This window comes from Allobosea sp. (genome assembly GCF_030694325.1).
Lineage (GTDB): Bacteria > Pseudomonadota > Alphaproteobacteria > Rhizobiales > Beijerinckiaceae > Allobosea.
This window is the reverse complement of record NZ_JAUXYO010000102.1, coordinates 1-11,441: the sequence shown is the minus strand read 5'-3', so window position 1 is coordinate 11,441 and position 11,441 is coordinate 1. Positions and strand designations below refer to the sequence as shown.

At 69.6% G+C, this 11,441-nt stretch carries 10 protein-coding genes; 1 reads left to right on the top strand and 9 read right to left on the bottom strand.

Going from position 1 to position 11,441, the window contains the following annotated elements; genetic code table 11:
• The 9 genes from murJ to Q8M82_RS06225 form a co-directional block, all read right to left on the bottom strand.
• Nucleotides 1-1,204: murein biosynthesis integral membrane protein MurJ (gene murJ / locus Q8M82_RS06265; protein WP_305690517.1), on the bottom strand; the 1,204-nt coding region annotated here is incomplete at its 3' end.
• 7 nt (nt 1,205-1,211) lie between these two features.
• Entirely contained in the window at nt 1,212-2,522 is a 1,311-nt protein-coding gene (hslU, locus tag Q8M82_RS06260; protein WP_305690516.1) for an ATP-dependent protease ATPase subunit HslU, read from the bottom strand.
• Nucleotides 2,519-3,061, bottom strand: a complete 543-nt coding sequence (locus Q8M82_RS06255; RefSeq protein ID WP_305690515.1) for a GNAT family N-acetyltransferase — start codon at nt 3,059-3,061, stop codon at nt 2,519-2,521. Before Q8M82_RS06255 ends, hslU begins: the two co-directional genes overlap by 4 nt.
• A complete protein-coding gene (locus Q8M82_RS06250; RefSeq protein WP_305690514.1) occupies nt 3,058-4,140 on the bottom strand; it encodes a hypothetical protein in 1,083 nt (360 codons plus the stop codon). Before Q8M82_RS06250 ends, Q8M82_RS06255 begins: the two co-directional genes overlap by 4 nt.
• Nucleotides 4,137-4,706, bottom strand: coding sequence for an ATP-dependent protease subunit HslV (gene hslV / locus Q8M82_RS06245; protein ID WP_305690513.1), 570 nt, complete (start codon nt 4,704-4,706; stop codon nt 4,137-4,139). The genes Q8M82_RS06250 and hslV overlap by 4 nt, the downstream gene beginning before the upstream one ends.
• 272 nt (nt 4,707-4,978) lie before the next feature.
• On the bottom strand, nt 4,979-6,190 hold the full coding sequence (hemA, locus tag Q8M82_RS06240; protein ID WP_305690512.1) for a 5-aminolevulinate synthase: 1,212 nt from the start codon (nt 6,188-6,190) through the stop codon (nt 4,979-4,981).
• 86 nt (nt 6,191-6,276) lie between these two features.
• Entirely contained in the window at nt 6,277-7,536 is a 1,260-nt protein-coding gene (locus Q8M82_RS06235) for a Zn-dependent hydrolase (protein ID WP_305690511.1), read from the bottom strand.
• Nucleotides 7,537-7,545: 9 nt separating this feature from the next.
• Nucleotides 7,546-8,292: an SDR family NAD(P)-dependent oxidoreductase gene (locus Q8M82_RS06230; protein WP_305690510.1), complete on the bottom strand. Its 747-nt coding sequence runs from the start codon at nt 8,290-8,292 to the stop codon at nt 7,546-7,548.
• A gap of 126 nt (nt 8,293-8,418) precedes the next feature.
• The gene (locus Q8M82_RS06225) at nt 8,419-9,678 is read right to left on the bottom strand and encodes a lipopolysaccharide biosynthesis protein (protein WP_305690509.1); all 1,260 of its coding nucleotides are present in this window, start codon (nt 9,676-9,678) and stop codon (nt 8,419-8,421) included.
• Between the two features lie 252 nt (nt 9,679-9,930).
• Here Q8M82_RS06225 and Q8M82_RS06220 point away from each other — a divergent pair.
• Nucleotides 9,931-11,441: GumC family protein (locus Q8M82_RS06220; protein ID WP_305690508.1), on the top strand; the 1,511-nt coding region annotated here is incomplete at its 3' end.

Sequence of the window (11,441 nt, the reverse complement as noted above, 5' to 3'; positions counted from 1 at the left end):
TGGCGGCGGCGACCGCCACCGCGGCCAGGCCGACCAGCAGGGGCGTTCGCGGGCGCTGGCGGGCGAAATAGGCCTGGCCCAGAACCTTGCTCACGACGGCGAAGGGCAGCCCCGCCGCCAGAAGCGCGAGTGCGGCGGCGGTGCGCGCCGTATCGTCGGCGCCGAAGCGGCCATGTTCGAACAGGATCGAAACGATCGGCTGCGCCAGCACGATGAGTGCGACCGCCGCCGGAAGAGCCAGCACCAGCCCCAGCGCCAGCGCGCGGCCGAGCAGCGCATCGTCGCCGGCGGGGCTCTCCGCCATCTCGGAGAAGACGACGGTCCCCATCGCCACCCCGACGAAGCCCAGCGGCAATTGGAAGATCCGGTCGGCGTAGTAGAGCGCCGCGACCGCCCCCGCCTCGCTCGAGGCGATCTGCGTTGCGACCAGCAGGACGAGCTGCGCGCTCGACGCCGCCAGCAGCGTCGCGCCGCCAGTGCGGATCAGGCGACTCATGGCGGGCGACCAGCGCAGGCTCGGCCGCGGCCAGCCCACCCGCCGCAGCGCAACCAGCACCAGCGCGAGATGGGCGAGCCCGGTGGCGCTCACCGCGAGCGCCTGCCACCGCGCCGCCAGGGCCGGCTCGGTGCCCTGCAGAAGCTGCAGGAGCAGGATCGCAATCAGCAGCGCGTTCATCAGGGCCGGGGCCAGCGCCGCCATCACGAAACGCCGCTCGGCATTGAGCAGCGCCGCCAGCAGCGCCGCGACCGTCGTCAGCAGCAGGAAGGGCAGCATCAGCCGGGTGTAGGAGGCTGCCAGCACCAGGGTCTCCGGCTCCCCGGCGAAGCCGCCCGCGATGGCGAGCACGAGCCAGGGTGCGAACAGCTCGCCGAGCCCGACCACGACCAGCAGCATGAGCGCGAGATGGCTCGCCGCCTCGCCGGCGAAACGCCTCGCCGCCGCCTGGCCCTGCTCCTGCCGGATGGCGAGGTAGATCGGAACGAAAGGCGCGTTCAGCCCGCCCTCGCCCAGCACGCGCCGAACCAGGTTCGGCAGGCGCAGCGCTGCCAGGAAGGCATCCGCCACCGGGCCCGCGCCGAGAAGCCGGGCGACGAGCACATCGCGGGCGAAGCCGAGCAGGCGCGACAGGATGGTGGCCAGCCCGACGACGAGCGAGTCGCGGGCGAGGCGTCCGCTGTTCGCCTGTGCTGGCTGCTCCGTCACGGCCGGGTCACAGGATGAACCGGCTCAGATCCGCGTTCTTGGCGAGGTCGCCGATGCGGGACTGCACATAGGCGGCGTCGATCGTCACCGTCTCGCCCGAGCGGTCGGGCGCGGTGAAGGAGACGTCGTCGAGAATCCGCTCGATCACGGTCTGCAGTCGCCGCGCGCCGATGTTCTCGACGGTGGAATTCACATCGACCGCGATGCGCGCGATCGCGTCGATCGCGTCGGGCGTGAAGTCGACCGTGACGTCCTCAGTGGCCATCAGCGCCACCGTCTGCTTGATCAGGCTGGCCTCGGTCTCGGTCAGGATGCGCCGGAAGTCGTCGACGTCGAGCGGCGAAAGCTCGACGCGGATCGGCAGGCGCCCCTGCAGCTCGGGGAGCAGGTCGGAGGGGCGCGAGACGTGGAAGGCGCCCGACGCGATGAACAGGATGTGGTCGCTCTTCACCGCACCATGCTTGGTCGCCACCGTCGTGCCCTCGATCAGCGGCAGCAGATCGCGCTGCACGCCCTCGCGCGAGACATCCGCCCCGCTCTTGCCCTCGCGCGCGCAGATCTTGTCGATCTCGTCGAGGAAGACGATGCCGTTGTTCTCGACCTCGCGGATCGCCGCCTGAACGATCGCCTCCTGGTCGATCAGCTTGTCGCTCTCTTCCGTCAGCAACGGCCCATAGGCGTCCTTGACCAGGATGCGCCGGGGCTTGCCCTTCTGGCCGAAGGCCTTGCCGAACATGTCCGAGAGGTTGATGGCACCGATCGAGGCGCCCGGCATGCCCGGAAGCTCGAACATCGGCGCGCTCGCACCGGCGCCCGCGGCGATCTCGACCTCGATCTCCTTGTCGTCGAGCTCGTTGGCGCGCAGCTTCCGGCGAAAGGAATCGCGCGTGGCGAGGCTGGCATTGACGCCGACCAGCGCATCGAGCACGCGCTCCTCGGCCGCGACATGGGCCTTGGCCTGGACATCCTTGCGCCGGTTCTCGCGCACCAGCGCGATCGCGATCTCGACGAGGTCGCGCACGATCGACTCGACGTCGCGGCCGACATAGCCGACCTCGGTGAACTTCGTCGCCTCGACCTTGAGGAAGGGTGCATTCGCCAGCTTGGCGAGGCGGCGCGCGATCTCGGTCTTGCCGCAGCCGGTCGGCCCGATCATCAGGATGTTCTTAGGGCTGACCTCCTCGCGCAGCGGCCCTTCGAGCTGCTGCCGACGCCAGCGGTTGCGCAGCGCGATGGCGACCGCGCGCTTGGCATCGTTCTGGCCGACGATGAAGCGGTCGAGTTCGGAAACGATCTCGCGGGGGGAGAAGGAGGTCATGTCAGGTCTGAATCCTGCTGGAACTGCATGATGAGGACGCCGGGCGTGCGCCCTTCGAGATGGGGAACGGGCCGGAAGCCGGCCTTGCGATAGGCCGCGACGGCGCGCGCATTGGCGGGGTCGGGGTCGATCAGGATCGTCTCGTGGCCCTGCGCGACGAGACTCTCCGCAAACCGGCGCAAGGCGGCCGATCCGATCCCCTGCGACAGGCGCCGCGCATCAGCCAGCGAGAGATCGACGCCGACGGCCTCAGCCGGGACCTCAAGCAGCCAGGGGTTCCCCGCGGTCCATGCGGGGATCTGGTGCCGACCGACACGCCAGACCTGTATATAGCCGGCCGGCGTCCCGGCGAGCGTGATGAGGAAGGGCGAGCAGGTGTCGTCACGGCCCTCGATCATGTCGCGGATGTAGCCGACTTCGGTCTCCGGATCGCCCCACCATTCCTGCCAGTGCGGCTGCGCGATCCAGCCAGCCAGCAGCGGCAGGTCGTGGGGTTCGACCGGGAGGAAGGCGACGTCGTCAGAGGGTGGCGTACTCACGCGGGCTCGACCGGAGGCAAGCGGTCGCGCCAGCGGCCGAGCGGCAGCGCCGGCAGCAGGACCCGGCGCAACGTCCGCCAGCCGGCAGAGAGCGAGAGTACCAGAATGGCGAGGCCAAGCAGGGCCAGCGGGAGACTGAGATCGCCCGAGACACTCTGCGAGATCAGATAGGCCACTGCGATGCCGGCATAGCTCAGTGCCGAAACCAGCAGCGCACGCCGGTCGATCACCAGCGCGATGATGCCGAGCACGACGAAGATGCCGAGCACGACGAGCGAGGTCCCGGTGGTGAAGCTGCCTGCGGCACCGACCAGGCCCTGGAAGACCGGATGCACGATCAGCCCCGCCGCCAGCAGATGCAGCCAGAAGGCGGCATCCGAACGCCGAGTCAGCCGATGCGGGTCGCGCATGTCCAGCCGCAGCGCGAGCGCGAAGACCGACAGGCCGCAAAGGGCCAGGATCGAGTCGAGATAGTCCTGCGCCAGGGCAGGCGCGAGCGCCGAGACGAGGGCGAGGAACAGGCCGATCCCGCCGCAGGCCAGGAGCGCCATGTCGATGGGCACGCGAAAGCGCCAGTGATGCAGCAAAGCTGCGGCGGCAAACGCAGCGGCGGCGAGAACCCAGCCGCCATAGAAAATCGCAGGCAGGCCGCGATCGGCCGTCAGCTGCACGACCAGCAGCGCGGCCGCCGCGCAGAACATCGCCGCCAGCAGGATCGAGGGCAGTGCGAGCCGCATCCGCCGGGCGAAGATTTCGCTCAGTCCCCAGGCCGCGACGAGCGCCACCGCTGCGAAGGCGTCGCCGAAGCCGACGACGCGCGACAGGCCGAGCAGCGCGCCCGCCAGCAGCCCGACGCCGATCGCGACGAAGACGTCGTTGAAGCCGCCGATCAGCCGGAAGCGCTCGTCGTCGGGGTCGACGGCGCGGCCGGCCTCGGCGGTGACGCTGTCGCCCAGGCGAGGCGGGGCCGATCCCTGTGCGGCCAGCCGCATTCGCGCCAGATGCGCGATGCGCACCGCCTGTGCCTGATCGATGATGCCTTCCGCAACCGCGGCCTGCAGATCCTGCTCGGCGATCATGGCGCGTCCAATGTCTCGATGACGAGCGAATGGTTGGTGTAGACGCAGATGTCCCCGGCGATCTTCATCGCCTTGCGGACGATCGCCTCCGGATCGGATTCGACATCGATCAGCGCCCGCGCCGCCGAGAGCGCGTAATTGCCGCCCGAGCCGATCGCCATCACCGAACCATGCTCGCTGGCCTCCGGCTCCAAAACGTCGCCGGTGCCCGAGATCAGCAGCGAGACCTCCTTGTCTGCGACCAGCAGCATCGCCTCCAGCCGGCGCAGATAGCGGTCGGTGCGCCAGTCCTTGGCGAGCTCGACGCAGGCGCGCAAGAGCTGCGTCGGATATTGCTCCAGCTTGGTTTCCAGCCGCTCGAACAGCGTGAAGGCGTCGGCCGTGGCGCCGGCGAAGCCCGCGATGACCGCGCCCTTGGCGAGGCGGCGCACCTTGCGGGCATTCCCCTTCATGATGGTCTGGCCGAGCGAGACCTGCCCGTCGCCGCCGATCACGACCCGCCCGCTCTTGCGCACCATCAGAATGGTGGTCGCGTGCATCAGGGGGGCGTTGCTGGTCTCTGGCATTGCGATTCGGGCCCGGGCTCGGGTGAACAGGAGCCGCCAACATGTTCAGGCTGAAGCCCGGTATCAAGAGCGACCCGGTGAAACGCTAGGGCGATGTTCGCGATTGACCGAGGCGCTCGAAGCCTCAGCCCTCATCCTGAGGAGGCCCGCAGGGCCGTCTCAAAGGATGCTTCAGCTTGCTCCGGAACCTGCGAAGCATCCTTCGAGACGCCGCCTCGCGGCTCCTCAGGATGAGGGCTGAGGGTATGCGATCGACGCAAACTGCGACGCGATCACGCCGCCCGCTTGAGCCCCACCCGACCCCAGATCGCGCTCAGCGCGGCGACGAGATGGTCGATATCGGCATCGGAATGGAGCGGCGAGGGCGTGATCCGCAGGCGCTCGGTGCCGCGCGGCACGGTCGGGTAGTTGATCGGCTGGACATAGATCTCGAAGCGCTCGAGCAGCTCGTCGCTGACCGCCTTGCACAGCACCGGGTCGCCGACCATCACGGGGACGATGTGGCTGGGGTTGCGCAGATGCGGCAGCCCGGCGGCGTCGAGGCGCCGGCGCAGCGTGGCGACACGGTCCTGATGGCGCTCGCGCTCGGCGGTGCTGCCCTTGAGATGGCGGATCGCGGCGAGCGCGCCGGCCGCGACCGGCGGCGGCAGCGAGCTGGAGAAGATGAAGCCCGAGGCGAAGCTGCGGACATAGTCGCACAGCGCCGCCGAGCCCGCGATATAGCCGCCCATCACGCCGAAGGCCTTGGCGAGCGTGCCCTCGATCACGTCGAGCCGGTGGCTGAGGCCGTCGCGCTCGCTGACGCCGCCGCCGCGCGGACCATAGAGGCCGACCGCATGGACCTCGTCGATATAGGTCATGGCGCCGAATTCCTCGGCGATGTCGCAGAAGGTCTCGATCGGCGCGATGTCGCCATCCATCGAATAGACCGATTCGAAGGCGATCAGCTTGGGCCGGGCGGGATCGAGCGCGGCCAGCTTGCGGCGCAGGTCGTCGGGGTCGTTATGGGCGAAGATGTGCCGCTCGGCCCGCGAATGGCGGATGCCCTCGATCATCGAGGCGTGGTTGAGCGCGTCCGTCAGCACGACGCAGCCCGGCAGGCGCGACGCCAGCGTGCCGAGCGACGCCCAGTTGGACATGTAGCCGGAGTTGAACAGGAGCGCCGCTTCCTTGCCGTGCAGGTCGGCGAGTTCCTGCTCCAGCAGGACATGATAATGGTTGGTGCCGCCGATGTTGCGGGTGCCGCCGGCGCCGGCGCCGCATGAATCGAGGGCTTCGTGCATGGCCGCCAGCACGTCCGGATGCTGCCCCATGCCGAGATAGTCGTTGGAGCACCAGACCGTGATCTCGCGCGGGCCGCCCTCGCCGTGGAAGGTCGCGCGCGGAAACCGACCGGCGCGGCGTTCGAGATCGGCGAAGACGCGGTAGCGGCCTTCGCGGCGCAGGCCGTCCAGTTCCTCGCGGAAGAATGTCTCGTAGTCCATCGCCAGCCTCCTGCGGCGCGCGCTTTCTAGGCTTAAGGCCGGTCAGGGGAAATGGCACGCGGTGTCGCGCCCGGCCTTGATCAGGATCAGGCGGCGCGCCTTGCCAGTTCGAGCACGGCCTCGAGCATGACGCGGATGGCGATGCCGGCATCGCCCTCGGTCATGTTTTCGAGCGGCGAATGGCTGATGCCCTTCTCGTTGCGCACGAACAGCATGGCGGCAGGGCAGAGCGCCGCCATCGCCATCGCATCATGCGCCGCGCCCGAGGGCAGGTGTCGCGCGGCGACATTGCCGCCCGCTCGCGCGACGCCGGCGGCCAGCGCCTCCTGGAGACCGCCATCCATCGGCACCGCCGGCGCGTTCGTGTAGACGGCGATGTCGACGGCGACGCCGCGCCGCGCTGCGATCTCGCCGAAACGATCGCGGATCGCCGCTTCCATGCTCGCCAGCACGGCATTGGACGGGCTGCGGAAATCGACCGTGAACTCGACCCTGCCGGGTACGACATTGGCCGCGCCGGGGCTGACCTGGAAGACGCCGACCGTGCCGACGGCCTGCGCATGAGCGGCGGCGATCGTCTCCAGCGCCAGCGCCATCTCGGCGCTCGCGGTCAGCGCGTCCTTGCGAAGGCTCATCGGCACGGTGCCGGCATGGCCGGCTTCGCCGGATACAAGGACACGTGCCCGTCTCTGCGCGTTGATGGCGGTGACGATGCCGACGGGCTCGTTCTCGACCTCGAGCACCGGGCCCTGCTCGATATGGAGCTCGAGATAGGCGGTCACCGAGCCGGGCTTGCGCGCGAGCGCGGCGATGCCGCCGGGATTGCCGCCGAACGCCAGCAGCGCATCGGACAGCCGCACGCCCTCCGCGTCGCGCGCCTCCAGCCATGCCGGATCGTAGGCGCCCGCGAGGGCCGCCGATGTGGACAGATGGGTGGGGAAACGGACATTTTCTTCGTCGCCGAAGGCGACGACTTCGAGCGCGAAGGGCAGCGCGATCCCGGCGTCGCGCAGGGCCTGCGCCACCAGAATGCCGGCGACGACGCCGAGATTGCCGTCGAAGCGCCCGCCATCCTTCACCGTGTCGATATGGGAGCCGATGATCACGCAAGGCCCGCCCGGCACGGGACCCTCACGGCGGCCCTGGACGGAGCCCGCCGCGTCGATGAAGGCGGAGAGCCCCGCGACCTCCATCGCGCCCTTCGTCCACTCCGCCGCCTGCCGGTGCGCGGGCGAGAGATAGAGCCGCGTCAGCTTGCCGGGTTCGTCGGTGAAGCGGTTCAGGCCCTCGAGCGCGGCGAAGGCGCGCGCGCCGAGGACGGCGGCGGAGGGAAGCGAGCTGGCCATCATGTCGTCCTAATAGGTCGCCCGGCCACCCGACAGGTCGAACACGGCGCCGGTGGTGAAGCTGTTCTCGGCCGAGGCCAGGAAGGCCACCATCGAGGCGACCTCTTCGGGCAGCAGGAAGCGCCCGCGCGGGATCTTGGCGAGCATGTAGCCGATATGCTCCTCCGTCATCTGGTCGAAGATGCGGGTGCGGGCGGCGGCGGGGGTGATGCAGTTGACCGCGATGTCCTGCGTCGCGAGCTCCTTGCCCAGCGACTTGGTCAGCGCGATCACCGCCGCCTTGGAGGCCGAGTAGGCCGAGGCGTTGGGGTTGCCCTCCTTGCCGGCGATCGAGGCGACCAGCACGAGCCGCCCGTAATTGCGCCTGATCATGCCGGGGATCACCGCCTGGCAGCAATGCAGCGTGCCGTCGACATTGAGCTTCATCACCCGCGCCCATTCGTCGAGCGGATACTCCCAGGTCTTCAGATTGGCGCCCGCGATGCCGGCGCTGGTGACGAGGATGTCGACGCTGCCCTGTTTCGCCTCCAGCGAATCGGCTGCGGCCTTCACCGCCTGCGCATCCGTGACGTCGATCCCGAGCCCGCTCGCCGTCCCGCCGATCTCGGCGGCCGTCCTGGTGGCGAGGGCGCCGTCGAGATCCCAGATCGCGACATGGGCGGCGCTGGCGGCGAAGCGCTCCGCCACGGCGCGGCCGATGCCCTGCGCCCCTCCGGTGACGATGGCGGTTCTTCCCTGCAGATCGATCTGGTTCATTGTCGGCCCCTGACTCGTTGGAGGCGCACCCTAGAGCAGGAGGCGAAAGCGTGGGAACCGCTAATTCGATCGGAATTCGGCCGCCGCTTCGGCCGGGACCGGCCCGATGCGCCGTCGGGCCGCCTTTCAGCGCTTCCTGAGGGCCGCCGCCGGGGAAGCCGGCCCCTGCGCCAGCAGCCGGTAGGTCACGGCGGCGGACAGGGCGTAGACCAGCCCGAAGACGAGGTTGAGCCAGGCCGCCCAGCCGTCATCGGCGGCGAACCGGAGCAGTACCCAGGACAGCAGCGCCGCCTTCAGCGCGGTGATCGCGCACAGAAGGGCGATGCGCGATCCGGTGCGCTCGCGCGCATAGAGCAACTCGGCATGGTATTCGACGAGGTTGCGGAAGGCCGGCACCAGCAGCATCGGCAGGAACAGATAGGCGGCTTCCGAAACATTGCGGCCGAGCAGCCCCGGGAAAGGCTGCAGCATGAGGATCACGGCCCCCAGGCCGGCGATAGAGACCGCTGCGATGCAGAACTCGATCAGCGCGAGCCGGCGCGGCCCGCCCGCCAGGCCGCGCTCGGTCATGATCTTCTGGACCAGCATCTGGTTGAAGCTGCGCACCGGCATGGCGGTGAGGTCGATGACCCGCATCGCGATCACGTAAAGCCCGGCCGAGCGGTCGCCGGCGAGCCCCAGCACCAGCAGCTTGTCGAGCTCGGCCTGGGCGTAGAACACGATTTCCGCCGCGCTGGCATAGACCGCATCGGCCATCCGGCGGGGATAGAGCCGCTGCGCGAAGCGCAGGCGCGTCCTCGGCAGGAAGAAGACGAGCGCCACGACCATCGCCGCCATCGTCGCGGCGAGATAGGCAAAGGCCCAGATCTCTAGGCTGCGGTGCCCGAGGCCGACGAAAAGCAGGGCCGCCAGCGTGCGCAGCGCCGAGCCGATGATGACGAGCAGGGCGGACTGGCGGAAGCGCCGCAGCCCGTTGTTGACGATGGCGACGACCTCGACGAGCCGCCAGCACAGGATCTCCGCCAGCAGGATCAGCGCGAAGGGCAGGACCGCCAGCTTTCCGGAGAACAGCAACGCGTAGACCAGCGCCGCGGCGAGCAGGATGAGCGGCAGCGAGGCGAGGGAAAGGCCGGCGAAACCGGCGAGATAGGCCCCGAGAAGCCGCGGCTTGACGGTCGCCACCCGATAGAGCGGCGAGACGAAGCCGAAAGCGAGCAGCCGCGACAGGATCAGCCCCGTCGCGGAGGCCGTCGCGAACAGGCCGAAATCGCCGAGGGTCAACGTATTGGCAACGATGAGGAAGTAGACAAGGGAGATGACGAGCCTGCCGGCGGAGCCGCTCAGGATGGTGAGGTAGGCGAGGATGGCGGCGCGGTCTGGCAGCATGGGGTCCGTTTCGCGACGCAGCCGTCTCTTTCGGGTCGTCTGGCCCGGCATGTGCCTGCCTTGGACCGCCTGTCCCAGAGGTTCTAGCCGAGAGGCGTTGAGCGACCCTAAACGAAACGGAACTGTCCTGACCCATGCGACAGCTTGAACCGGACCGACACATTGCCGGCCCGATGCGGTGTGCATTCGCGCGGGACAGATCGTCTTGGGGCGGCGGCCCGGGCCCGCGATCCGCGGGCGAGGACCTGAAGAGTGAAGCGTAGCGGCATGTTCACCACCGAGAGCGTCGTCAGCGAGCCGGAGCCGGGGCAGGAACCCCGCGAACGCCGCCGCGCCGTGCCTGCCGCCGCGCCGGAGATCGTCGCCCGTCTGACGGATCCCGTCTGGCTCGTCCGCACGCTCTGGGCGCGCAAGGGTATGATCGTGCTGGCCGCGGTCGTCGGCGCCGTGCTGGCGGCGCTGGCGAGCCTGATGGTTCCGCCGAAATATGTTTCCACCGCGCAGCTCTTCATCGATCCGCGCGATCTGCGCGTGCTGCAGAACGAAGTCTCGCCCAACGTCACCGGCGGCGACCCGACCTCGATCACCAGCTACCTCGAGAGCCAGGCCCGCATCATCGCCTCCGACAGCATCAAGACACCGGTGGTGATGAGCCTCGGCCTGGACAAGGACCCGGAATTCGGCGGCGAGGCTCCGCGATCGGGCCTGTCGCGGCTGTTGTGGGGGTGGCTGCCCGGGAGCGGGGCTCCGTCCCGGGACGGGCTCGTCTATGCGCTGGCGGTCCTCGACAGGAATGTCAGCGTCCGGCGCGGCGAGCGGACATTCGTCATCGACATCTCGGTCACCGCCAGCGAGGCCGACAAGGCGGCCCGCATCGCCAATGCGCTCGCCGAGACCTATCTGGAAAACCAGGCGACCGTGCGCGCCGAGGCCGCCCAGCGCGCGACCACAGCCCTGACTGCGCGTCTCGAGGAATTGCGCAACCGCCTGCGCATCGCCGAGGACAAGACCGAGCGTTACAAGGAGGCCAACAACATCGTCGGCGTCGGCGCCGGCCGCTCGATGACGGACGAGCAGCTCACCCTCAACAACACCCAGCTCGTCGCGGCCCGCACCCGGCTGACCGAAGCGCGCGCCAAATACGACCAGATCATCGCCGCGCGCGCCGCCGGCATCGAGGCCGGCGCGATACCCGAGGCTGTCGCCTCCCAGACCATGACGGCCCTGCGCGCTCAGCTCGGCGCCACCCTGGCCCGCGAGGCCGACCTGCTGGCCTCGCTCGGCGCCCGTCACCCGGCGCTCGCTGCCGTGCAGGCGCAGACCCGCGACGCCCGCCGGCAGATCGCCGACGAATTGTCGCGCATCGCGCGTTCGGCCAAGGTCGAGCTCGACCGGGCGATCGAGGCGGAACGCCAGCTCTCGCTGCGCGTCGAGCGGCTGACGGCGACGCAATATGCGGCCGGCCGCGCCTCCGTCGAACTGCGCGAACTGGAGCGCGAAGTCGAATCCTCGCGCGTCGTCTACGACGCCTTCCTGCGCCGTGCGCGCGAGACCGGCGAGCTCGCCGGCATCGACACGACCAATGCCCGCGTCATCAGCGCGGCGATGCCGCCGCTGGAGAAGAGCGGGATCAGCCGGCGCACGCTCGCGCTGCTCGGGGGCTTTGCCGGCGGCGGGGTCGGCGTCGCGCTGGCGCTCGGGCTCGCCTTGTTCGGAACGCTTCCGCGCCCCGCGCCGCGCCGGGAGCCCGAGCCGGCGGAGCC